Origin of the sequence: Clavibacter californiensis, assembly GCF_021952865.1 — a bacterium.
GTDB classification, from domain to species: Bacteria; Actinomycetota; Actinomycetes; order Actinomycetales; family Microbacteriaceae; genus Clavibacter; species Clavibacter californiensis.
The window spans coordinates 159,248-182,517 of sequence record NZ_CP040792.1 but is presented as its reverse complement, the minus strand read 5'-3'; the positions used below and the strand labels follow the sequence as shown (position 1 = coordinate 182,517).

The window sequence follows — 23,270 nt, the reverse complement described above, 5'->3', positions numbered from 1 at the left end:
TGCCCGGCGCACCGGCCGGCCGCGCTACCCGGCGCCCGGCGCCCGGCCCGCTCCCGCGGGCACGAACCGGTACCCCATCCCGGGATCGGTGAGCAGGTGCCGCGGGTGCGACGGATCCGGCTCGAGCTTCTTGCGCAGCTGCGCCACGTAGAGCCGCAGGTAGCCGCTGTCGTTCAGGTGGGTCGGGCCCCAGATCTCGGTGAGGAGCGTCTGGCGCGAGACGAGCCGGTCGGGGTTCCGCACGAGCAGCTCGAGCACCTGCCACTCGGTGGGCGTGAGGCGCACGCGCTGGTCGGCGCGCGTGACGACGCGGGCGGCGAGGTCGACCGTCACGTCGGCGAAGGAGACCGTCGCGGAGCGGTCCTCGTCGGCGGCGGCGCGGCGGCCGAGGGCGCGGATCCGGGCGAGCAGCTCGTCGATGGAGAACGGTTTGGTCACGTAGTCGTCGGCGCCCGCGTCGAGCGCCTCGACCTTGTCGGCGGCGCCCGAGCGGCCCGAGACCACGAGGATCGGAGCGGTCGACCACAGCCGGAGCGCCTGGATCACCTCGACGCCGTCGAGCCGCGGCATGCCGAGGTCGATCATGTAGAGGTCGGGCTTCTCGGCGACGGCGGCGCGCACGGCGGCGGCTCCGTCCTCCGCGGTGACGATGTCGTAGCCGAGGCTCGTGAGGGTGATCCGCAGGGCCCGGAGGATCTGCTGGTCGTCGTCGGCGATGAGGATCTTCACGCGGACACCTCCGAGGCGCTCGCGGGGACGACCGTCGGGGAAGGCGGGTCGGCGATGGGCTCGGCGTCCGCGCGGCACACCGGCAGCGCGACGACCATCGTGAGGCCGCCGCCCGGGGTGTCCTCGGCGGTGAGCGTGCCGCCCATCCCCTCGGTGAAGCCCTTCGAGAGCGCGAGGCCGAGGCCGAGCCCGGACGCGTTGTCGGTGTCGCCCAAGCGCTGGAACGGCACGAACATGTCGTCGCGGCGCTCGGGCGCGACGCCCGGCCCGTGGTCCACGACGCGGATCTCCACGGAGTCGGCGAACGCGCTCGTGCTGAGCCGCACGGGTGAGCCCTCGGGCGCGTGCCGCACGGCGTTGCTCAGCAGGTTGACGACCACCCGCTGGAGGAGGCCCGGATCCGCGACGGCGCCCGGCAGGTCGGGCGCGAGGTCGAGCACGGCGTCGGCCGGCCCGAGGTCGAGCTCGTCGAGGGCGGCGAGCACGACGTCGTCGAGGTCGACGTCCATCAGCCGCACGCCGAGCACGCCGGCCTGCACGCGGCTCACGTCGAGGAGGTCGGTGACCAGGTCGGCGAGCGTGCCGAGGCTCTCCTCGGCGGTCGCGAGCAGCTCCTCGCGGTCGCCGTCGGCCCAGGTCATGCCGGGTGAGCGGAGCGCGCTGACGGCGGCGGTCGCGGCGCTGAGCGGTCGGCGGAGGTCGTGGCTGACGGCGGAGAGCAGGGCCGTGCGCACGCGGTCGGTCTGGGCGAGCGGGCCGACCTCGCGCGCGGTGTCCGAGAGGTCGCGGTGCTCGAGCGCGGCGTCGAGCTGGGCGGCGATGACGCGGAGGAGGCGCCGGCCGGATGCCTCGAGGTCGTCGCCGTAGAGCGTGAGCACGCCGCGGGATCCCACGGGCACGTCGGTCGATGCGCCGCCGGTGACGACGCCGTCCCACGCGATGGTCTCGTCGCGGTCCACGAGCTTCACGCCCTGCAGGCCGAACGCCTCGCGGGTGCGGCTCACGAGCGCGTGCACGGCGCCCTCGCCGCGGAGCACGGATCCCGACACGGTCGCCAGCAGCTCGGCCTCGGCGACCGCGCGGCGGGCGAGGCGGGTGCGCCGGGCCGCCTGGTCGACGATCCAGCTGACGAGCAGCGCGATGACCACGTACAGCACGAGCGCGAGCAGGTGCAGCGGCTCGTCGACGGTGATCGTGTAGAGCGGGTCGATGAAGAAGAAGTCGAGCGTGAAGCCGGAGAGCACGGCCGCGAACAGTGCCGGCCAGATCCCGCCGACGAGCGCGACGAGCACCACGAGCAGCTGGTACGAGAGCACGTCGCTCGTGATGGAGTCGTCCGAGCGCGTCGCCGAGAGCAGCCAGGTGAGCAGCGGGCCGCCGACGAGCGCGAGGAGCCCGCCGAGGATCCGGCGCCGGATGCTGAGCGCGCCGCCCCGGATGCGCGGCAGCCGGAAGCGCCCGCCGGCGGCCGCGTGCGTGACGATGTGCACGTCGATGTCGCCGGACTCGCGGATCACCGTGGCGCCGATGCCGGGACCGGTCGCCGCGGCGGCGAGGCGGCTGCGGCGGCTGACGCCGAGCACGAGCTGCGTGGCGTTGGACGCGCGCGCGAACTCGACGAGCGCGCGCGGGATGTCGTCGCCGACGACCTGGTGGTAGCTGCCGCCGAGCGAGTCGACGAGCGCGCGCTGGCTGGCGAGCGCCTCCGGGCTGCCGGAGCGGAGGCCGTCCTGGCTGGACACGTGCACGGCCATGAGCTCGCCGCCGGCCGAGCGGGCCGCGATCCGGGCGCCGCGGCGGAGGAGGGTCTCGCCCTCGGGTCCGCCGGTGAGCGCCACGACCACCCGCTCGCGGGCCTCCCATCGGGCGTCGATCCCCTTCTCGTCGCGGTAGGCGGCGAGCGCGGTGTCGACCTCGTCCGCGAGCCAGAGGAGCGCGAGCTCGCGGAGGGCGGTGAGGTTGCCGAGGCGGAAGTAGTGGGAGAGGGCCGCGTCGATCCGCTCGGCCGGGTACACGCGCCCGCCGGCGAGCCGGTCGCGCAGGGCCTCGGGCGCCAGGTCGATGACCTCGATCTGGTGCGCCTCGCGGAGCACGCGGTCGGGGATCGTCTCGCGCTGCGGCACCCCGGTGATCTTCTCCACCACGTCGTTGAGCGAGGCGATGTGCTGGATGTTGACGGTGGAGATCACGTCGATGCCGGCGTCGCGGATGAGGTCCACGTCCTGCCAGCGCTTCTCGCTGCGGCCGCCCGGGGCGTTCGTGTGGGCGAGCTCGTCGACCAGCGCGATGGTCGGCCGGCGGGCGATGACCGCGTCCACGTCGAGGTCGGTGATCTCCACCCCGCGGTGCGACACCTCGCGCCGGGGCAGGATCTCCAGCCCCTCGAGCATCGCCGCCGTGGCGGCGCGGCCGTGGGTCTCCACGACCGCGACCACCACGTCGGCGCCCTCGTCGCGCAGCCGCCTGCCCTCCTCGAGCATCGCGTAGGTCTTGCCCACGCCCGGCGCCGCTCCCAGCAGCACCCGCAGTCGACCGCGCTTCATGTCTTCTCTTCCTTGCCCGCGTGGTGCGGGCGTCAGCCGCCGAGGCCGGCGAGCGCGATGTTCAGCTCGAGCACGTTGACGGTCGGCTCCCCGAGGTAGCCGAGGTCGCGGCCCTGCACGTGCTCGTCGACGAGGCGCTCGACCTGCTGCTCGGGGATGCCCCGGGCCGAGGCTATGCGCGCCACCTGCTCCCGAGCGTATTCCGGGCTGATGTGCGGATCGAGCCCCGACGCGGATGCGGTGAGCGCGTCGTCGGGGATGGTGCTCGGATCCACGCCGTCGGACTCCGCGATCGCGGCCTTCCGGTCCGCGATGGACGACACGAGGTCGTCGTTCTCCGGGCCGAGGTTCGAGCCGCTGGAGGCGGACGCGTCGTAGCCGTCGCCCGCGGCCGAGGGCCGGGACTGGAACCACTCGGGGAGGGCCGCGCCGTCGGAGTCCTGGAAGGACTGGCCGATCAGCGAGGATCCGACGACCTGGCCGCCGGAGGAGACGAGCGAGCCGTCCGCCTGCGCGGGGAGCGCGAGCTGGCCGATGCCCGTGACGACGGCCGTGTAGCCGACGCCGAGGACGACGGTGAGGACTGCCATCGCGCGGACGGCGACGCCGGCGGTGCGGAGGGACTGGCGGGGGGAGGACATGCGCTTCCTTCTATCGGTGACGTGAGGTGATCGGTGTGGGGATCAGAAGCCGGGGATCAGGCTGACGACGAGGTCGACGAGCTTGATGCCGATGAACGGCGCGATCACGCCGCCGACCCCGTAGACGAGCAGGTTCCGGCTGAGCACCTTGGAGGCGCTGAGCGGCCGGTAGGCCACGCCCTTCAGGGCCAGCGGGATGAGCGCCACGATGATCAGCGCGTTGAAGATGATCGCCGAGAGGATCGCGGACGCCGGCGAGTGCAGCTGCATCACGTTGAGCACCGCGAGCTGCGGGAAGACGCCCGTGAACATGGCCGGGATGATCGCGAAGTACTTGGCGATGTCGTTGGCGATGGAGAACGTCGTGAGCGCGCCGCGCGTGATGAGAAGCTGCTTGCCGATCCGGACGATGTCGATGAGCTTCGTCGGGTCCGAGTCGAGGTCGACCATGTTGCCGGCCTCCTTCGCGGCCGACGTGCCCGTGTTCATCGCGACGCCGACGTCGGCCTGCGCGAGCGCGGGCGCGTCGTTGGTGCCGTCGCCGGTCATGGCGACCAGGCGGCCGCCCTCCTGCTCCTTGCGGATGAGCGCGAGCTTGTCCTCGGGCGTCGCCTCGGCGAGGTGGTCGTCCACCCCGGCCTCCGCGGCGATGGCGCGGGCGGTGAGCGGGTTGTCGCCCGTGATCATCACCGTGCGGATGCCCATCGCGCGCAGCTCCGCGAAGCGCTCCTTGAGGCCGTCCTTCACGACGTCCTTGAGGTGCACGACGCCGAGGACGCGGCCGGATCCGTCCGCGTCCTTGGTCGCGACGACGAGCGGGGTGCCGCCGCCGTTGGAGACGGCCTCGACGGTGCGCGTGAGCTCGTCGCGGACGAGCTCCGGCAGCGCGCGGCCGCCCTCCTCGATCCAGGCGAACACGGCGGACGAGGCGCCCTTCCGGACGATGCGGCCGTCCGGCAGGTCGACGCCCGACATGCGGGTCTGCGCGGTGAACGGCACGTCGACGCCGCGGGGCAGCGTCGCGGTGTCCACGCCCTGCGCGACCGCGAGGTCGACGACGCTGGATCCCTCCGGCGTCGGGTCCGCGAGCGACGACATGGCCGCGGCGCGGGCGAGCTCGTCGCCCGTCACGCCGCCCACCGGGATCAGCTCGCTGGCGCGGCGGTTGCCGTAGGTGATGGTGCCGGTCTTGTCGAGCAGCAGCGTGGTGACGTCGCCCGCCGCCTCGACCGCGCGGCCCGACATGGCGAGCACGTTGCGTTGCACGAGCCGGTCCATGCCGGCGATGCCGATGGCGGAGAGGAGCGCGCCGATGGTGGTCGGGATCAGGCAGACGAGCAGTGCGATGAGCACCGGGACGCTGACGGTCGCCGCCGAGTATGAGGCGATGGGGTTCAGCGTGAGCGCCACGATCACGAACACGATCGTGAGGCTCGCGAGCAGGATGTTGAGCGCGATCTCGTTCGGCGTGCGCTGGCGCGACGCGCCTTCGACGAGGCCGATCATGCGGTCGACGAAGGTCTCGCCGGGCTTCGAGGTGATGCGCACGACGATCCGGTCGCTCAGCACCCGCGTGCCGCCGGTGACCGCGCTGCGGTCTCCGCCGGACTCGCGGACGACGGGCGCGGACTCGCCCGTGATGGCCGACTCGTCGATGGAGGCGATGCCCCACACGACGTCGCCGTCGCCCGGGATCGACTCCCCGGCGACCACGACGACCGTGTCGCCGAGGGTGAGGTCGGCGCTCGACACCTCGCGGAGCTCGGCGCGCTCGGCGCCGGGATCCCCGGAGGCGTCGTAGGCCGCGACGGCGTGCGCCATCGTGCTGGTGCGGGTCTTGCGGAGGCTGTCGGCCTGCGCCTTGCCGCGGCCCTCGGCCACCGACTCCGCGAGGTTCGCGAAGACGACCGTGAGCCAGAGCCACAGCGCGATCCCGGCCGTGAAGGTCGCGGGCACGGCGCTGCCGCCGGAGGATCCCGCGCCGCCCGTGAAGGGCTCGGCGATGGCGAGGACGGTGGTGAACGCGGCGCCGACCTCGACGATCAGCATCACCGGGTTCCGCCACATGAAGCGCGGATCGAGCTTCCGGAACGCGCCGGGGAGCGCCTCGGCGAGCTGCCGGGCGTCGATTGCCCGGGCGCGCGTGGCTGCGGGAGCCGGTTCGGCCGGCGCCTCGGGGGTGGTCAGGACGGTCATGATGCGAGCCCTTCCGCCAGGGGACCCAGCGCGAGAACGGGGAAGTAGGTGAGAGCGGTCACGATGACCGTCACCCCGATGAGGAGGCCGACGAACTGCGGCCGGTGGGTGGGCAGGGTCCCCGAGGTGGTGGGGATGCGGTCCTGCGCCGCGAGGGATCCGGCGAGCGCCAGCACGAACACCATCGGGAGGAACCGCCCGAGCAGCATCGCGACGCCGAGCGCCGTGTTGAACCACGGCGTCGAGGCGGTGAGGCCGGCGAACGCGGATCCGTTGTTGTTCGACGCCGACGTGAACGCGTAGACCACCTCGGAGAGGCCGTGCAGCCCGCTGTTGAGGATCGAGGTGCCCTCGACGTCCTCCCGGACGGCGGGGATCGCGAAGCTGAGCGCGGTGCCGACGAGCACGAGGATCGGCGTGACGAGGATGTAGAGGCTCGCCAGCTTGATCTCGCGCGGCCCGATCTTCTTGCCGAGGTACTCGGGCGTGCGGCCGACGAGCAGGCCCGCGACGAACACCGAGATCACGGCGAGGATGAGCATGCCGTAGAGGCCCGAGCCGGTGCCGCCGGGGGCGACCTCGCCGAGCATCATGTTGAGCATCGGCATCATGCCGCCGAGCGCCGTGTACGAGTCGTGCATGGAGTTGACCGCGCCCGTGGAGGTGAGCGTGGAGGCGGTGCCGTACAGCGTCGAGGCGATGATGCCGAAGCGCTGCTCCTTGCCCTCCATCGCGCCGCCGGCGGCCATCGGGGCCGTGCCCTGGCCGTTCAGCTCGAAGATCGTGAGCGCGGTGAGGGAGACGACGAAGATCGTGGCCATCACGGCGACGATCGCGACGCCCTGGCGGGTGTCGCCGACCACCTTGCCGAAGGTGCGGGGGAGCGAGAACGGGATCGCGAGCATCAGGATCACCTGGAACGCGCTCGTCCACGCCGTCGGGTTCTCGAACGGGTGCGCGGAGTTCGCGTTGAAGAACCCGCCGCCGTTCGTGCCGAGGATCTTGATCGCCTCCTGCGAGGCCACCGGCCCGCCCGGGATCGTCTGCGAGCCGCCCGCGAGGGTGGCCACGTCCTGGAAGCCGGCGAAGTTCTGGATCACGCCGCCGGCGATGAGGACCACCGCGGTGACGAGCGACAGGGGCAGCAGCAGGCGGAGGGATCCGCGGAGCAGGTCGACCCACATGTTGCCGATCGTGCCGCTGCGCGTGCGGGCGAAGCCACGGACCAGCGCGATGGCCACCGCCATGCCGACCGCCGCCGAGACGAAGTTCTGCACGGCGAGCCCGGCGAGCTGGACCGTGTAGCCCATGGTCGCCTCGGGCGAGTACGACTGCCAGTTCGTGTTGGTGACGAACGAGACGGCCGTGTTGAAGGACAGGCCCTCGGGCACGGCGGGCAGGCCGAGCGCGTAGGGGAGGAACGCCTGGAGGCGCTGCATCCCGTAGACGACGAGGACGCCTACGAGGGAGAACGCGAGCACCGCGCGGAGGTAGGCGGGCCAGGTCTGCTCGGAGCGGGGATCCACGCCGATGACGCGGTAGATGCCGCGCTCGACGCGGGAGTCGTGGCGCGACTCGTACATGCGCGCCATGAGGTCGCCCAGCGGGCGGTGGATGAGGACGAGGACCAGGACGACGGACGCGACCTGGAGGATGCCGGCGAGCGTGTCCATCAGAACCTCTCGGGGCGGATCAGGGCGTACACGAGGTACACGACGGAGGCGATGCCGAGCACGGCGGCGGCGAGGCCGGCGGCATCGGCGAACGAGGTGATCACAGCTTCTCCACTCCTCGGCCGACGACGGCGACGAGGGCGAACAGGACGATGGCGCCTGCGATGTACACGAGGTCGAGCACTGGGGGATCCTCCGTTGAGGGATGCCGCGGCCGGTCGGACGCGGGTGCCCGTCGGGGGCACGAGGGACGAGTAGACACCTCGCGCGCGGGCGTCCTCACGCATCCATACGGTTCCCTCACGGCGGCGCGGGGAACCTCACGACACTCCTACGCGGGGGTCGGCGGGGCGGCGTCACCCCGGGATCGCGCCGCCGACGGCGTCAGGCGAGGTCGTCGAAGACGCCCCAGCAGATGCTCGAGCGGGCGCGCTGGTCGGCGAGGACGGCGTCGCGGAGGTGGGCCGGGATCCGCTCGCGCTGCCACGCCCGCTCGGCGGCACGGGCGGCGTCCCGATCGGCCGGCGGAGCGGCCGCGCTCGCCGCGCGGATCGCGTAGGCCGCAGCTCCGAGGTCGTGCGCGGCGACGTGCGCGACCGCCATCGCCTGACCCACCGCGAGCGCCGTGAACCGCGCCGGATCCGGCAGCCCCTTCCCGGCCGCGTTCGCCCGGAACGACTGCTGGTGCGCCTCCTTCATCGGGACCTCGCCGCGCACCCAGCCGCGCGCGACCTCGAGCGTCGCGCGGAGGATCGGGTCGTCGGGTCGCTCCGCCTCGAACAGCGGCCGCACGTGCTCCGCGCACGCGACCGCCCACAGCGCGAGCAGCCGGTGGTCGTCGTCGGTCAGCGTGCCGCCGCGGCGCAGGGTGATGAGGGCGGGGTCGCGCTCCTTCGGGAGGATGGGCATGCGGGGGATCCCTTCCGAGAGCCTTGCCGGCGACCCGTCAGAGCCCGATCGTGAAGCGTGGGTCGACCGTGACGACGACGTCGAACCCCGCGAGGTCGGCGGCCGGGATGCCAGCTCGGATGCGGTCCTCGAGCTCGTCGACGTCCAGGCGCAGGTCGGAGGGTTCGTCGGAGGACGACGCGCCGATGTCCACCGTGAACGCGCGGTCGCGCACGGACGCGCTGATGGCGAAGGTGCGATCGGGGGCGACCGCCAGGACGCGCTCGCCCAGCGCGCCGATCACCTGGTTGAGCTCGACGCTCGAGATCCCCAGGCCCTCCTGCACGTCGTAGGGGCGCTCCAGCGCGCGCAGCCGCTCGACGACCTCGGCGGGTGCGGCACCGGAGCACGCCACGGTCGGCACGTCCCCCTCCAGCCACGCCTCGGCGACGTCGTCCGGGAAGTCCCCCATGATGCCCGCGAGGACGCTGTTCACCGGGCCCCGCCAGCCCGCCGACAGATCGGCGGAGGTCGCTGCCGGTGCGGGCGTCGGCGGCTCGGAGGGCGACGGCGTCGGATCCGCCGTCCCAGGAGGGGACGCGGCGGCCTGCCGCGGCAGCGCGTCCGGACGCGGGGTGGTGGCGAGCGCGAGCCCACCCGCGGCCGTCGCGCACAGCGCGACCACCAGCAGCGCCGATCCGATGCGGTGCATGCGGGATCCTCCCTCGTCGGGTGGATGCGCGCGCCGACGGTGCGCCTCCTCCGGCGACGCTACGGACGCGGTCGCCGGATCACCAGGCCCGCGATCGGGGCACGGCGGCGCGCGTCCTCGGTCGCTCAGCCCTCGACCCGGAGCTCGACCGGATCGGTGACGTGCGGGCCGTCGCAGGGCGAGTCGGGGTGGACGCGCGTCCACTCGAGCTCCTCCTCCGCGCTGTCGAGGATCGCTCCGTCGGCCGCGAAGCCGGTGATGCGCACGTCCTCGGGATCGTCCATAGACACGCTGATCGTCCAGGTCCTGCCGTCGGAGGACGGGATCGCGACCCATCGGCTGCGCTCGTCCGGCTCGCCGTCGGCGGGCGCCCCCGACGGGTCGCTCTGCAGGCGCGAACAGACGTCGTCCTCGCAGAGGCGGACCTCCGTCACGCGGTCGACGGCGGCCGCCGAGCCTGAGAGCCTGATCTCGACGGAGTCGATCCAGGCGGACGCCGCGCACGCCACGCTCGTGGACGAGCAGCCTGTCAGCAGCATCACGCCGACGGTCACTGCGGCGGACAGCAGTGCTCCGCGCGCGCGGAGCCGATGCGGGGATCGGGTCATGCTCCAGCGTCGCAGACGCGTGTCGCGGCGTCCAGCGATGAGATCACGCGCCCCACTCCGCCACCACATCCGACCCCACCTTCACGATGAGCACCGCGACCACCACGATGAACGCGATGCGGATGAAGCGGCTGCCGCGGGCGACCGCCATGCGGGATCCCGCGTAGCCGCCGACCATGTTCGCGACGCCCATGCCGAGCGCGAGCGCCCAGAGCACGTGGCCCTGGGGGATGAAGAAGACGAGGGCGCCGAGGTTGGTCGCGACGTTGACGATCTTCGCCTTGGCGCTCGCGAGCACGAAGTCGTAGCCGAGGGCTGTGATGAGCGCGATGATCAGGAACGTGCCCGTGCCGGGTCCGATGAGGCCGTCGTAGAAGCCGATCACCACGCCGAGCAGCGCCGCGATCCCGTGGTGCTTCCGGCCCGTGTGGCGGAGCGCGGCGACGTCGCCGAGCCGCGGGCGGGCGATCGTGACGACGGCCACGATGATCAGCGCCACCACCACGAGCGGCTTGAACACCGACGCGGGCAGCAGCGCCGCGAGGCTCGCGCCGCCGTAGCTCCCGGCCAGCGCGACGGCCGCCATGGGCAGCGCGGTGCGGAGGTCCGGGTGCGTGCGCCGGTACCAGGTGACCGCGCTCGTCGACGTGCCGAACAGCGACGCGAGCTTGTTGGTCGCGAGCGCCTCCACCGGCGTGATCCCCGGCACGAGCAGCAGCGCCGGCAGCTGCAGCAGGCCGCCGCCGCCCACGACGGCGTCGATCCACCCGGCTGCGAGCGCCGCCAGGATCATCAGCAGCGCGACCGTGAGCGTGATCTCGCCGAGGGAGCCGCCGATGTCCATTCGCGCCCGCTACTCGGCGGAGGGGGAGGCGGAGCGCGCGTCCGCCGACTCGAGCGCGACCAGGCGGCGGATCTCGTCGGCGTCCACGTTCACGCCGAAGAGCGAGCGGCCCGGTTCGAGCACGTGGCCGGCCGCGAGCGGGCCGATGTCGACGGGGTCGAAGCCGAACGCGTCGACGAGGGCGGCGACCGTCGCGCGCGCCCGCTCGTCGTCGCCCGCGACCGCGATGCCCTTGCGTCCGGGTTCGCCTGCGGGCCGGGGTCCCTCGTCGAGGTCGTGGTACCCCATGTGGTTGAAGGCCTTGACGATCGTCGAGTCCGGGAGGAGGTCCTGCACGAGCTCGCTCGTGGAGGAGGCGGGGTGCGCGAGGTCGTCGCGGTGGCCGTCCACCTCCCACCAGTAGTTCATGGCGTCGACCACGAGCTTCCCGGCGAGCTCGGCGACGGGCACCGAGGGCAGCTTGCCGAGGGGGAGCGCGAGGATCACGACGTCGGCGCGGGCCGCCGCGTCCGCCGAGGTGGTGGCGACGGCGCCGGGTGCGAGCACGTCGACGATGAGGGCGATGCGCGACGGATCCCCCGAGCCCGAGATGAGCACCTCGTGCCCGGCGGAGATCGCGCGGCGGGCGAGGACGGTGCCGACCTTGCCGGCGCCGAGGATCCCGACGGTCGCCGGTCGCGCCGCGGATCCGGCGCCTCCCGCTCCCGCCGCTCCGTCGTCGTGGGCGGGGGCGTCGGCGTGCTGCGTCATGCTCCCATCATCCCGCCGCGGAGAGCGGTGCGGCGCCGCGGGACAGCGGAGCCGGGCGCCGCGGCTCAGGCGAGCGTGCCGTCGAGGATCCGGTCGAGCGTCCCCAGCCCCTCCCACACGTGCGCGTGGATGCCGGCGCGGCGGGCCGCCTCCACGTTCTCGGGCTTGTCGTCGACGAAGACGATGCGCTCGGCCGGCGCGTCGAGGCGCGCGCACGCGAACGCCCACACGTCGGCGTCGGGCTTGGCCATGCCGATCCGCGCGCTCGTGAGCACGTGCTCGAAGCGGGACCCCCAGCCGTCGCGGTCCTCGAGCACGTCGGCCAGCTCGTGCGGCGCGTTGCTCAGCACCGCGAGGCGGTGGCCGGCCGCGAGGGCGCGGTCGAGCGCGGCGGTCGTCTCCGCGTCGGGGGAACCCCAGCGGCGCTGCTCGATGGCGACCAGCTCGGCGAGGCCGTCGTCCGCGGGGACGTCGGCGCCGACGTCCCGGGCCACTGCCTCCCAGAAGGCCCGGGCGCTCCCGCCCCGGTCGTACTCCTGGCGGTGCGCGTCGAAGGCGTCGCGCACGCGGGCCTCGGCGTCCTCGCCCGCGACGCCTGCGGGATCCAGCGCCCGGGTCAGCGCGCCGATGTCGTCGGGCCGCGTGACGAGCACGCCGCCGATGTCGAAGAGGAGCCAGGGGATGGCGGGATCGCGGTTCTCGGGCATGGGTCTCCAGGTGCGGATCGCGGGCGGGCGGGTCCCTCGAGCATGCCCGTTCGGGCGGGGCGGCGCGCGCGTCGTCCCGCCGGCCGTGCGGATCCCGTGAGGGTCGCGGCCTCGCGCGCACGGCTTCCGTGAGGGCGGGCGCCGGGCGTGCCGTGCCGGGGTAGACCGGAGGCCATGACCCTCACCGCGATCCTCCCGTCGCTCCGCCGTAGCATCCCGGATCCGCTCGCCGCCGTCCGCTGGCCCGCCGGCACCACCGCCACCACCACCGACCTGCGGGTAGGCGCCGTCTCCCTCGTCGCGCTCGCCGTGGAGCGGGGGACGCCCTGCACCGTGACCGCCGCGGCCGTCGAGCCGGGCAGCAGCGGGCGCGCCTCCGCGACCGCGCGCACGTCGGCGCTCGTGCTGCGGATCCTCGCGGTCGCGCCCGCCACCGCCGACGCCCCGCGCGCGATGCTCGTCGACGCGGACATCGCCGGCCTCGCCTGCGCGTGGGAGGAGGTGCGGCTGATCGGCCGGGCGTCGACCGCAGCGGCCCGGCCCGCGGAGATCGGCGGCGCGGCCGTGCGCCTGCCCGCCGACGTGGTCGCGGGCGACCTGGTCGTCGTCCCCGTGCCCGGCGCGGTCGAGGTGCGGGGGATCCGCGTGGTCGACGCCTCCGCGCCCGTGGTCGTCCCGCGCGCGGCCCGCCTCGCGGCGGCGCCTGTGCGCGTCGAGGTGCCGGTGTCGGTGCGGGCGCTGTCGGTCGCGTGCTGATCCGGGCCGGGCCGGGCCGCGGCCGCCTCGCCGCTCGCCGCCCGCCGCTCGTCAGCCGTCTTCGCTGCGCCGCCCGCCGCCCGTGCGGCTCCCGCCCGGCCCTGTACTACACTCGATCCCGGTGGCGTGTCCGAGCGGCCTAAGGAGCACGCCTCGAAAGCGTGTGTGGGGGAGACTCCACCGTGGGTTCAAATCCCACCGCCACCGCCAGAGGGATCCGGCACCGCGCCTCGCGCGCAGCCCGATCCGCGCGAAGGGCCCCGGGAGACCGGGGCCCTTCGTCGTTCACGGGCGTAGCTCTTGCCCGCACCGCTATTTTTCGACCCGGTGTCCTGCACAGAGTCGCATGGGGCTGCACGGTGTGTCTCGCTGTCGTCTTTCTCGTGGTTCGAAGCGGTGTGCCCTGCCCCGCATTTTGGGGGCACGTCGTGCTAAGCCATAACTGTAAGTTGATCGTGTCATTCTCATGATCAATTGATGCTCAGTACTGGAGTACCATGCCCCCGAGTGCAACCATCCCAGAACCCACAAAAGAAAGTGGGCTTGCCGAGACAAAAGCGTATCTGGAGCACCTTCGTGACGATGGCAGGCCGGTTCTTATTCGGCAGCTCATTAGTTTCTGGGGTCTTCGCGGCCGCGGAAAGCGTCAAGTTGCGGTGGTTGAGCAAGATTTACAAGAAATGGGCCTGCGAACCGAGCCTCCTTTTGATAGCGGGCCGCTAGACGGTTCTGTTATCATCCGTGACCTCATTGGAGAGGCGGATCTCGCTTTCGCGGCTGAGCAACCTGACGAGCACCTTCTGACCTTGTCGCGAATTGGTTCTGCTAATTTTGCGATCCGATCCTCGGATGACTCTCTGCGCGAAGGCTTCGTCGTGCGGGGGTCTTCCGTGGACGATGCTGTGACGATCATGCTCAGGCGAGACTTTTCCCAACTTCCCGTCGTTCAGAGTTCTGACGATCAAACTCTCGTTGGCGTGTTCTCTTGGGATACATATGCACAATCTTGCCTAAGAGGGGCCGCCCCCGGCACTGTTGAGAAAGCGATGCGATCGACGGCTCCCGTTGACTTGCACTCAGATTTGTTTGCCAGCGTGCAGCCGATTTCGCGAGACGGTTTCGTGGTCGTGACTTATAAGGGCAAGCTAGCTGGAATTGTTACTGCTTCGGACCTCACAAAGGAGTTCGAGAAGCTGACGGTCCCATTTCTCGCAGTTGGGCGGTGTGAGCAGGAGTTGAAGCGCGTGGCTCGAGTGTTGCTGCCTGAGGATCCACGAAAGAAGGTGGATGACATGATGTTCGGTCAACTGCAGAAGCACTACATGACCCACTGGAGCGTGCTCGGTTGGGCTCTTTCTAAGGAGCTTTTTGACCACTGGTTGGATGCCACACGGGCACTACGCAATTCAATTGCTCATTTCGACGACCCGGATGAAGATCGGTCGAGCAACGTTGAAGCCGTCCATCGGCTGACTCAGTGGCTACGAAATGTTGCGCCGGGAGTGGGTGAGGGGGCAGAGTTGGAAGGAAAAAGCTGAGTAATATGCCCTGCCCTGGGTCGAGTGCTTCGGCGCTTCGGTCATTCTCGGCCGCGCGGCTCCCGACCTCACTTGCGCCCTAGCGCTCCTTCGGCGCTCGGGACTCTAGGAAGCAGCCCTCAGCGCAGCACCCCCAGCTCCCGCGCCGCCGCCACCGCGCCCGTCCGCGAGCTCACGCCGAGCTTCGAGAACACGTGCACGAGGTGCGACTTCACGGTCGCGTCGGTGATGTGCAGGCGGGCGGCGACGTCGGTGTTCGACGCGCCGTCGGCGACGAGCCGCAGCACCTCGATCTCGCGCGACGACAGGCTCACGCGCGGGGCGCGCATCCGGGCGAGGAGACGGCTCGCGACCGCGGGCGCCAGCGCGCTCTCGCCGGCGGCGGCCGCGCGCACCGCCGCGAGCAGCTCGGCGGGCGGCGCGTCCTTGAGGAGGTAGCCGCTCGCGCCCGCCTCGACCGCGCTGAGGATGTCGCCGTCGCTGTCGTAGTTGGTGAGGATCAGCACGTAGGGCGCCGCCTCCGCCGCGCGGATCTGCCGGGTCGCGTCCGCGCCCGTGCGCTCCTGGCCGAACTGGAGGTCCATCAGCACGAGGTCGGGATCCTCCGACAGGGCGAGCGCGACGGCCTCCGCGGGCGTCGCCGCCTCCCCGATCACGTGGATGTCGGCCGCGGCGTCGAGGACTGCGTGGAGGCCCGCGCGTACCACGGGGTGGTCGTCGGCGATGACGATGCGGATCACTTAGGGCTCGACCCCCAGGATCGCGGTGATGGTGGTGCCCCGGCCGGGCGCGCTGTCGACGTCGAGGCTGCCGCCGAGCTGGTCGACGCGCTGCGCCATGGCGCGGAGGCCGAACGAGTCGGAGGCGCCGGCATCCGCGCCGACGCGCGCCGGGTCGAAGCCCGCCCCGTCGTCGCGCACCGTGAGCGTCGCGTGGGTCTTCGTGACCGCGAGGCCGATCCCCACGACGCTCGCGTCGGCGTGCTGCGCGACGTTCGCGACGGCGCCCTGCGCGATGCGCAGCAGCGCCGTCTGCACGTCCATCGGCAGGGGCGACTCGAGCGGCGGGACGGCGACGTCGATGCGGAGCCCCTCCCGGCGCCACTGCGCGCTCAGCCGACCGAGCGCCGCGGCGAGCCCCGCGTCGAGCGAGGGCGGTGCGAGCTCCCGGATGAAGCGGCGCGTGTCGGCGAGCCCGTCGGCCGCGGTCGCACGGGCCAGCCGGATGTGGTCGAGGCCCGGCCGGTCGCCATCGGCCGCCTCGGCCGCGTGCAGCAGCATCTGGATGCTGCTGAGGCCCTGCGCGACGGTGTCGTGGATCTCCCGGGCGAGCCGCGCGCGCTCCGTCAGCACCCCCTGCTCCCGCTCGGTCGCGGCGAGCAGGTCGCGCGTGGCGATGAGCTCCGCGAGGAGCGCCTCCCGCTCCGCGGACTCGCGCGCGAGCGCCCGGTAGCCGAGGCCGATGAGCAGGGCGACGCCCGCGCCGACGAGCGGGCCGATCACGCCGCCGATCGTGAACCCGCCGTGCAGCCCGAGCGCCACCACCGCGACGAGCGTCGCGACGATCACGGCGATCGGCCCTGCGGCGCGCGGCAGGGCGTGCAGGTAGAGGAAGAAGAGCGGGAAGACGAGGTAGGCCGCATCCGGCACCAGCACGAGGAGCGCGATCCACGCGGCGGTGAGCGCGGTGATCCACACGGCCCCGACCGCGGCCCGGCGCGACTCGCGCACCAGGCGCACGCGGGCGCCGAGCAGGTAGAGCACCGCGAACGCCGCGGCCAGCGCGAGCGCCGCCGCCGTGCGCGGCGAGTCCGCGACGAGCACGCGCACGACCACGAGCGCGAGCAGCGCGGCGACGAGCACGTGCAGTCCGGTGCGGAGCCCCACGAACACGGGGGAGAGGGTGCTGTGGGCCATGTCCCCTGGAGCGTACGGCGGGCGCGGCCCGTCCGGATCAATCGAAAGTGGGAAGCAGGGAGCGAACCTCTCCCCGATGGATGCGGGGAGCCCGACGGCGAGGCTGACCACGGCGGCGGGGAAGGACCCCGGCGCCGGAAGGATCCATCGTGTTCGTCGCCTGGCGTGATCTCCGATTCGCCCGGGGCAGGTTCGTGCTCATCGGCGCGGTCGTCGCCCTCATCACCCTGCTCGTGGGGTTCCTCGCGGGCCTGACCGGCGGGCTCGCCGCGCAGGACGTGTCGGCCGTGCTCGGCCTCCCCGGTGACCGCCTCGTGCTCGCCCAGCCGGACTCCGCGCAGCCGTCGTTCTCCCAGTCCTCGCTCGACGACGCCACGGTCGCCGCCTGGCGCGGCACCGCGGGGGTCACCGCCGTGACGCCCATCGGCATCGCGCAGGGTCGGGCGACCGGCGCGGGAGCGGACGGCGGCGCGGACGCGGATGCCGTCGCGGTCGCGCTCTTCGGCGTCCCGCACGGCGCGCCGTCCTCCACGGTCACCGCCCTGGCGCCCACCGCTGACGACGAGGTCGGGCTGTCGTCCGAGGCGGCGCACGCCCTGCACGCGGCGGTGGGCGACCGGATCACGATCGCGGGCGCCGCGTACGACGTCGCCTCGATCGGCGGCGACGCCTCCTACAGCCACACGCCCGTCGTCGCGCTGACCCCGGCCGCGTGGGCCGCGGCCGACCATCGGCTCGGCGGCGAGGGCGAGGCGACGGTGCTCGCCGTCTCCGGATCCCCCGACTGGGACGTCGCCCAGACCGCCACGCACACGGTCGCCCAGCCGGCGCTCACCAGCCTCGGCGCCCTCGAGACCTTCAAATCGGAGATCGGATCCCTCGCCCTCATGATCGCGATGCTGTTCGGCGTCTCCGCCCTCGTCGTCGGCGCCTTCTTCACCGTGTGGACCATGCAGCGCGCGGGCGACATCGCCGTGCTGAAGGCCCTCGGAGCGTCCGACGCGTCCCTGATCCGCGACGCGCTCGGCCAGGCGCTCGTCGTCCTCGTGCTCGGGATCGGCGTCGGCATGGCCGTGGTGGTCGGCCTCGGCGCGCTCGCCGGCGGCACCCTCCCCTTCCTGCTGAGCCCGCTCACCACCCTCCTGCCGGCGGCCGCCATGGCCGTCCTCGGGCTCGCCGGCGCCGCCGTCGCGCTCCGCACCGTCACCCACGCCGACCCCCTCACCGCACTCGGGAGCAACCGATGATCCACCTCGACGACGTCACCCTCACCTTCCCCGACGGGGACAACCGCATCACCGCGGTCGACCACGTGACGCTCACGGCGCCCGCGGGGGTCGTCACCGGGATCACCGGGCCCTCGGGCTCCGGCAAGTCCTCTATCCTCGCGGTCGCCGCCACGCTGATCCGGCCCGACTCCGGCCGCGTGCTGATCGGCGACGTCGACGCCGCGACCCTCAGCAGGAAGGAGGCGACGGCGCTGCGGCGCGACGGCATCGGGATCGTGTTCCAGCAGTCGAACCTCGTGCCGTCGCTCACCGCACGGGAGCAGCTGCTCGTGATGGCGGAGCTCGGCGGCGGCGGATCCGCCCGGCGTCGCGCCGTCCGTCGCCGCGCCGACGCCCTGCTGGACGCCGTGGGCCTCGCCGCCCACGCCGGCAAGCGCCCCGCCCAGCTCTCCGGCGGGCAGCGGCAGCGCGTCGCCATCGCCCGCGCGCTCGTGAACGACCCGTCCGTGCTCCTCGTCGACGAGCCCACGAGCGCGCTCGACCAGGAGCGCGGCGCCGAGATCATGGACCTGATCGCCCAGCTCAGCCACCAGCAGGGCACGGCGACCCTGCTCGTGACCCACGACCTCGTGCACCGCGCCGCCCTCGACCGGCTCGTCCGGGTGGTGGACGGGCGGATCGCGGGCGTCGAGGAGGCCGGCGGCGTGCGGGCGGCAGGGGCGGTCGCCGCGACGCGCTGACCCGCGCGGCGGCCCGGGGCGCGGCGGATCCGCGGCGACGCGCGGATCCCCCTCAGCGGCGCGGGGGATCCGCATGCGCACGCATGCGGGACATGTCGGGCCGCCGTCCATCGCGCACCGCCATGATGGGCGCCTGGCCCTCCTCCGCACGAGGTGACCTCCCCCGCACCGAGATCGGAGCACCGCCATGTCCCACGACGTCGAGCCCACGCCGGGCGAGCCCGCTCCCGCCGCCCCGCACGCCGACCGCGCCGCCCAGCGCGGCGTCACCCCGGGCGTCCTGCTCGCGGCCGAGTGGTCGTGGCGCCTGCTCGTCATCGGCATCGCGGTGGCGGCGGCCGTGTGGATCCTCATCGCGGTCAAGGAGGTGGTCATCCCGTTCCTCATCGGCCTCCTGGTCTGCGCCCTGCTGGAGCCGCTCGTGGGTGCGCTGCGGAAGCGCAGGTGGCCGGCCTGGGTCGCCATCACGTCGACGCTGCTCGGCACCGCGGTCGTCATCTCGGGGCTGGTGCTCCTGCTCATCACGCAGATCCGCACGGGGATCCCCACCCTGCAGCGCGAGGCGATGGAGCGGTTCGAGTCCGTGCGCGACCTGCTCGCGCAGCCGCCGTTCAACGTCGTGCCGTCCGACTACGACGCGCTCCTCGCGTCCGCGGGCAATGCCCTCGAGAACAGCCGCGAGGCGCTCCTCACCGGCGCGCTCGACGCGGGGCTCGGCGTCGGTCACCTCGTCACGGGCGCGCTGCTCGCCTTCTTCACCATCGTCATCGTGCTCATCGACGGCCGCGGCATCTGGCGCTTCGTCGTCTCCGTCTTCCCGCGCCGCGCGCGTCCGGCGATCGACGGCGCGGGCCGCGCGGGCTGGGGCACGCTGTCCGCCTTCACGCGCGTGCAGATCTTCGTGGCGGCCGGCAACGCGGTCGGCATCGGCATCGCGGCATGGCTGCTCGGCCTGCCGCTCGCCGTCCCCATCGCGGTCCTCGTGTTCCTCGCGTCCTTCATCCCGGTGGTCGGCGCCATCGTGTCGGGCGCGTTCGCGGTGGTCATCGCGCTCGTGTTCGTGGGGCCGCTGCAGGCCGTGATCATGCTGGCCGCGGTCATCGGCGTGCACCTGCTCGAGTCGCACGTGCTGCAGCCGCTCGTGATGGGCGGGGCCGTGCACGTGCATCCGCTCGCCGTCGTGCTCGCCGTCGCGGCGGGCTCCTACGTCGGCGGCGTCGCCGGCGCCCTCTTCGCGGTGCCATTCGTCGCCACCGTCAACGTGATGGTGCGGTACATCGCGGGCGGCAGCTGGAAGGCCCGCACCCCCGCCGTAGGATCGTAGGGACGCATCTGCGGAGTCGACGGAGCCGCCCGCGCACGTCTCTACGGGAGGACCCACATGACCGAGGAGAACTACTCGAATCCGGATCGCAACCTCGGGATGGAGCTCGTCCGAGCCACCGAGGCCGCCGCCATCCGCTCCGCCCCCTTCATCGGCAAGGGCGACAAGAACGCCGCGGACGGCGCCGCGGTCGACGCGATGCGCAAGTTCCTCGGCACCGTCGCCTTCGACGGCCTCGTCGTCATCGGCGAGGGCGAGAAGGACGAGGCGCCGATGCTCTTCAACGGCGAGCACGTCGGCAACGGCTTCGGCCCCGCGTGCGACATCGCGGTGGATCCCATCGACGGCACGAGCCTCACCGCCGCCGGCCGCATGAACGCCCTCTCGGTCATCGCGGTCAGCGACCGCGGCAGCATGTTCGACCCGTCGGCCGTCTTCTACATGGACAAGCTCGTCACCGGACCCGAGGGCCGCGGCGTCGTCGACCTTGACCGCCCCATCGGCGACAACATCCGCGCGCTGGCCGACGCGAAGGGCCTCGCGGTGGACGACATGCAGGTCGCCGTGCTCGACCGGCCGCGGCACGCGGACCTCATCGCGCAGATCCGCGCGGCCGGCGCATCCACCCGCCTCCTGCTCGACGGCGATGTCGCCGGCGGCATCAACGCGGCCCGCCCTGACTCGCGCATCGACATGTGCGTCGGCGTCGGCGGCACCCCCGAGGGCATCATCACGGCGTGCGCCATCAAGGCGCTCGGCGGCGTGCTCCTCTCGCGCCTCGCGCCCAAGGACGACGCCGAGAGGCAGCGCGCGGTCGACGCGGGCCACGACCTCGACCGCATCCTCGACCAGGACGACCTCGTCACCGGCGACAACGCCTACTTCGTCGCCACCGGCGTCACCGACGGCGCGCTCGTCGCGGGCGTCACCCGGCACCGCGGCATGATCCGCACCTCGAGCATCGTGCTCCGCTCCCACTCGGGCACCATCCGCCGCGTGGAGGCCGACCACCTGGTCTCCAAGTGGTACAGCCCCGCCAGCTGATCCGGCACTGACATGACCGGAACGCGCACCCGCCGCAGCCTGCTGTCCCGCATCGCCCGGCCCGTGATCGCCCTCGTGGGCGGGCAGGCGGAGTTCGCGTCGCCCGCGCGCACGATGGGCGGCGCGCACCGGCGCGTGATCCGGCCGGGTGGCTTCGCGCCGCCGCCGCTCCTCCGCGGGGTGCGCGTGACGGCCCGGATCCAGGGCGGCTGGCACGTGTACGAGGTGTCCCCGACGGGTCCCGCGTCCCGGCGTCGCGCGCTGTACGCGCACGGCGGCGGCTGGACCCACGAGATCAGCCCGTTCCACTGGTGGCTCGTCGCGGGGCTCGCCCGGCGCACGGGCACGACGTTCACCGTGCCCATCTACCCGCTCGTCCCGTCGGCCACGGCCGCAGAGGTCGTCGAGCGCACGGCGGATCTCGCGGAGGCGCTCGTCGCCGAGGTCGGCCCCGGCGCCGTCACGCTCCTGGGCGACTCGGCCGGCGGGCAGATCGCGCTGTCGACCGCGATGGTGCTCCGCGACCGCGGTGTGCCCGCGCCGCGCGACGTGGTGCTGCTCTCGCCCGCGCTCGACCTGTCGTTCACGGATCCGCTCATCGCCCGCATCCAGCCGACCGACCCGTGGCTCGCGGTCGACGGCATGCGCGCCGCCGTGGAGTCGTGGCGCGGCGACCTTCCCGTGGAGGACCCGCGGGTCAGCCCGATGCACGGATCGCTCGCGGGCCTCGGCCGCGTGACCGTGTTCTCGGGCACGCACGACATCCTCTTCGCCGACGCGCGCGCCTTCGAGCGCAAGGCCGCAGCCGTGGGGCACCCGGTGCGGATCCACGTGGAGCCGAACCTCCTGCACGTGTACGCGCTCATGCCCATCCCCGAGGGCGCCCGCGCGCGTGACGCGATGGTGGACCTGCTCCTCGCCTGACGCCGCCGCGCGCGTCCGGCGCCGCCGCCCGGAACGCCGCGGGAGATGCGGCGTACGTTCGAGGAGCGGGTGACGAGGCCCGCCGTGCTCTCGGAGGTACCCATGACCAGGACACACAGGACGCTCGCGGTCGTCGCGGCGGCGGCCACGGCGACGCTGCTCGCGGGATGCGGATCCGGCGGCACCGGCGCGGCCGACGCCTCCTTCACCACGGAGGCCGCCGGCACCCTGAAGGCCTGGGCCTTCGACGGCGCCGACGACGTGGGCGAGGCCCGCCTCGCGCACGCGGCCGACGCGCTCTCGGGTGTGGAGATCGACCTCGACTCCACCGCGTTCGACGCGCAGAAGTTCACCACCCGCGTCGCGAGCGGCCAGACGCCCGACGTCGTGCAGATGGACCGCCAGTTCGTGGCGACCTACGCGGCGCAGGACCTCATCCTCCCGCTGGACCAGTGCTACTCCGCCCACGACGTGGATCCCGCGGAGCGCTTCTACGAGTCCGTCACCAACGACATCCGCTACGACGACGCGATCTGGGCCGTGCCGCAGTTCTTCCAGCCGCCGGCGATCCTCCTCAACGAGCGCGTGCTCTCCGCGGCCGGCGTCTCGGGCGACCAGTTCGACACCTCGAAGCCCGACCAGCTGCTCGACGCCGTCGGCAAGGTCTACCGGGAGTCGGGCGGCGACCCCGCGGTGCTGGGCCTCGACGCCGTGCCCACCGCGCAGGCCGCGCTCTGGATGCTGGGCTTCGGCGGCCAGCTCGTCGACGCCGACGGGAAGCCCACGCTCGACGACGACGCCAACCTGCCCGGCCTCGAGTTCCTCAAGCAGCTCTCGGATGCGCAGGGCGGCTACGCCAAGGGCAAGAGCTTCAGCGACGCCTTCGACACCTTCGGCGACGGCAACCAGTTCGTGAAGGACCAGGTCGGCGCGCAGATCGACGCCCAGTGGTACCTCAACGTGGTCGCGCCCTACCGCGACGACATCGACATCTCGGCCGTGCCCTTCCGCGACAGCGACGGCGAGCCGTTCGCGGTGGCCGGCGGATCCGCGTTCGTGATCCCCGCGGGCGCCGCGAACAAGGACGCCGCCTGCGCGTGGATGCTCGACCTCACCAGCCAGGAGTCGTGGGAGGCCGCGGGCGACGTGCGCGCCGCGACCGTGACGGAGAACGGCGGCATCAACACGGGCCTGTTCACGGGATCCCCGGCCGCCGACCAGGCCATCCGCGACGCCCACGTCGTCCCGAGCGGCGACGACGGGATCGACCAGGCCATCGCGACGTTCTACGACGTGGTGGCCGAGGGCCGGTCGATCGGCGGATCCCCGGCGGGGCAGCAGATCCAGAGCGAGCTCCAGAACGCGGTCGCCTCGACGCTCCTCGGCGACAAGACGCCCGAGCAGGCGCTCGCCGACGCGCAGACCGCGGCCATGCGGGCCTACGAGCAGGCGGCGCGCTGATCCGGCGCGGACCTGCACATGGGGTGACCAGGGCGCCCGGCTACCGT

Annotated in this window: 22 protein-coding genes and 1 tRNA gene; 9 read left to right on the top strand and 14 right to left on the bottom strand. The window is 73.0% G+C overall.

Going from position 1 to position 23,270, the window contains the following annotated elements:
• Window positions 1-24: 24 nt before the first annotated feature.
• The 12 genes from FGD68_RS00945 to FGD68_RS00890 form a co-directional block, all read right to left on the bottom strand.
• Window positions 25-729 carry a response regulator gene (locus tag FGD68_RS00945; RefSeq protein WP_119372937.1) on the bottom strand — a complete coding sequence of 235 codons (705 nt, stop codon included), beginning with the start codon at window positions 727-729 and terminating at the stop codon, window positions 25-27.
• Window positions 726-3,272, bottom strand: coding sequence for a DUF4118 domain-containing protein (locus tag FGD68_RS00940; RefSeq protein WP_119372938.1), 2,547 nt, complete (start codon window positions 3,270-3,272; stop codon window positions 726-728). Before FGD68_RS00940 ends, FGD68_RS00945 begins: the two co-directional genes overlap by 4 nt.
• A gap of 32 nt (window positions 3,273-3,304) precedes the next feature.
• Complete coding sequence (gene kdpC, locus FGD68_RS00935) at window positions 3,305-3,913, bottom strand: potassium-transporting ATPase subunit KdpC (RefSeq protein ID WP_119372939.1); 609 nt, start codon at window positions 3,911-3,913, stop codon at window positions 3,305-3,307.
• Window positions 3,914-3,955: 42 nt separating this feature from the next.
• Window positions 3,956-6,109: a potassium-transporting ATPase subunit KdpB gene (gene kdpB / locus FGD68_RS00930; protein ID WP_119372940.1), complete on the bottom strand. Its 2,154-nt coding sequence runs from the start codon at window positions 6,107-6,109 to the stop codon at window positions 3,956-3,958.
• Window positions 6,106-7,782 (bottom strand): potassium-transporting ATPase subunit KdpA, encoded by a 1,677-nt coding sequence (gene kdpA, locus FGD68_RS00925; protein ID WP_119372941.1) that lies wholly within the window; start codon window positions 7,780-7,782, stop codon window positions 6,106-6,108. The genes kdpB and kdpA overlap by 4 nt, the downstream gene beginning before the upstream one ends.
• The gene (gene kdpF / locus FGD68_RS00920; protein ID WP_043668301.1) at window positions 7,782-7,886 is read right to left on the bottom strand and encodes a K(+)-transporting ATPase subunit F; all 105 of its coding nucleotides are present in this window, start codon (window positions 7,884-7,886) and stop codon (window positions 7,782-7,784) included. The genes kdpA and kdpF overlap by 1 nt, the downstream gene beginning before the upstream one ends.
• 280 nt (window positions 7,887-8,166) lie before the next feature.
• Window positions 8,167-8,691, bottom strand: a complete 525-nt coding sequence (locus FGD68_RS00915; protein ID WP_119372942.1) for a putative immunity protein — start codon at window positions 8,689-8,691, stop codon at window positions 8,167-8,169.
• Window positions 8,692-8,728: 37 nt separating this feature from the next.
• On the bottom strand, window positions 8,729-9,382 hold the full coding sequence (locus tag FGD68_RS00910) for a hypothetical protein (protein WP_237609668.1): 654 nt from the start codon (window positions 9,380-9,382) through the stop codon (window positions 8,729-8,731).
• A gap of 125 nt (window positions 9,383-9,507) precedes the next feature.
• Window positions 9,508-9,990: a hypothetical protein gene (locus tag FGD68_RS00905; RefSeq protein WP_146079868.1), complete on the bottom strand. Its 483-nt coding sequence runs from the start codon at window positions 9,988-9,990 to the stop codon at window positions 9,508-9,510.
• Window positions 9,991-10,033: 43 nt separating this feature from the next.
• Window positions 10,034-10,834 (bottom strand): sulfite exporter TauE/SafE family protein, encoded by an 801-nt coding sequence (locus FGD68_RS00900; protein ID WP_119373600.1) that lies wholly within the window; start codon window positions 10,832-10,834, stop codon window positions 10,034-10,036.
• Between the two features lie 9 nt (window positions 10,835-10,843).
• The gene (locus tag FGD68_RS00895; protein WP_119373599.1) at window positions 10,844-11,584 is read right to left on the bottom strand and encodes an NADPH-dependent F420 reductase; all 741 of its coding nucleotides are present in this window, start codon (window positions 11,582-11,584) and stop codon (window positions 10,844-10,846) included.
• A 65-nt stretch (window positions 11,585-11,649) separates the two neighbouring features.
• Window positions 11,650-12,291, bottom strand: coding sequence for an HAD family hydrolase (locus tag FGD68_RS00890; RefSeq protein ID WP_119373598.1), 642 nt, complete (start codon window positions 12,289-12,291; stop codon window positions 11,650-11,652).
• 174 nt (window positions 12,292-12,465) lie between these two features.
• Between FGD68_RS00890 and FGD68_RS00885 the strand changes: the two genes are divergently transcribed.
• From FGD68_RS00885 to FGD68_RS00875, 3 genes are all read left to right on the top strand, one after another.
• On the top strand, window positions 12,466-13,047 hold the full coding sequence (locus tag FGD68_RS00885; RefSeq protein WP_237609667.1) for a hypothetical protein: 582 nt from the start codon (window positions 12,466-12,468) through the stop codon (window positions 13,045-13,047).
• Between the two features lie 120 nt (window positions 13,048-13,167).
• Window positions 13,168-13,257 (top strand) — tRNA-Ser (locus FGD68_RS00880).
• Window positions 13,258-13,544: 287 nt separating this feature from the next.
• The gene (locus tag FGD68_RS00875) at window positions 13,545-14,585 is read left to right on the top strand and encodes a CBS domain-containing protein (protein WP_119373784.1); all 1,041 of its coding nucleotides are present in this window, start codon (window positions 13,545-13,547) and stop codon (window positions 14,583-14,585) included.
• A 119-nt stretch (window positions 14,586-14,704) separates the two neighbouring features.
• Here FGD68_RS00875 and FGD68_RS00870 read toward each other — a convergent pair whose 3' ends face one another.
• Window positions 14,705-15,325 (bottom strand): response regulator, encoded by a 621-nt coding sequence (locus FGD68_RS00870; RefSeq protein ID WP_237609666.1) that lies wholly within the window; start codon window positions 15,323-15,325, stop codon window positions 14,705-14,707.
• A complete protein-coding gene (locus FGD68_RS00865) occupies window positions 15,326-16,501 on the bottom strand; it encodes a sensor histidine kinase (protein ID WP_119373787.1) in 1,176 nt (391 codons plus the stop codon).
• A 149-nt stretch (window positions 16,502-16,650) separates the two neighbouring features.
• Here FGD68_RS00865 and FGD68_RS00860 point away from each other — a divergent pair, with 149 nt between their 5' ends.
• From FGD68_RS00860 to FGD68_RS00835, 6 genes are all read left to right on the top strand, one after another.
• A complete protein-coding gene (locus FGD68_RS00860) occupies window positions 16,651-17,748 on the top strand; it encodes an ABC transporter permease (RefSeq protein WP_237609665.1) in 1,098 nt (365 codons plus the stop codon).
• Window positions 17,745-18,470, top strand: coding sequence for an ABC transporter ATP-binding protein (locus tag FGD68_RS00855; RefSeq protein WP_237609664.1), 726 nt, complete (start codon window positions 17,745-17,747; stop codon window positions 18,468-18,470). The genes FGD68_RS00860 and FGD68_RS00855 overlap by 4 nt, the downstream gene beginning before the upstream one ends.
• A gap of 187 nt (window positions 18,471-18,657) precedes the next feature.
• Window positions 18,658-19,794: an AI-2E family transporter gene (locus tag FGD68_RS00850; protein WP_237609663.1), complete on the top strand. Its 1,137-nt coding sequence runs from the start codon at window positions 18,658-18,660 to the stop codon at window positions 19,792-19,794.
• A gap of 57 nt (window positions 19,795-19,851) precedes the next feature.
• On the top strand, window positions 19,852-20,838 hold the full coding sequence (glpX, locus tag FGD68_RS00845) for a class II fructose-bisphosphatase (protein ID WP_119373735.1): 987 nt from the start codon (window positions 19,852-19,854) through the stop codon (window positions 20,836-20,838).
• Between the two features lie 12 nt (window positions 20,839-20,850).
• Window positions 20,851-21,762: an alpha/beta hydrolase gene (locus FGD68_RS00840; protein ID WP_237609662.1), complete on the top strand. Its 912-nt coding sequence runs from the start codon at window positions 20,851-20,853 to the stop codon at window positions 21,760-21,762.
• Between the two features lie 102 nt (window positions 21,763-21,864).
• Window positions 21,865-23,223 carry an ABC transporter substrate-binding protein gene (locus tag FGD68_RS00835; protein ID WP_104235319.1) on the top strand — a complete coding sequence of 453 codons (1,359 nt, stop codon included), beginning with the start codon at window positions 21,865-21,867 and terminating at the stop codon, window positions 23,221-23,223.
• Window positions 23,224-23,270 lie beyond the last annotated feature (47 nt).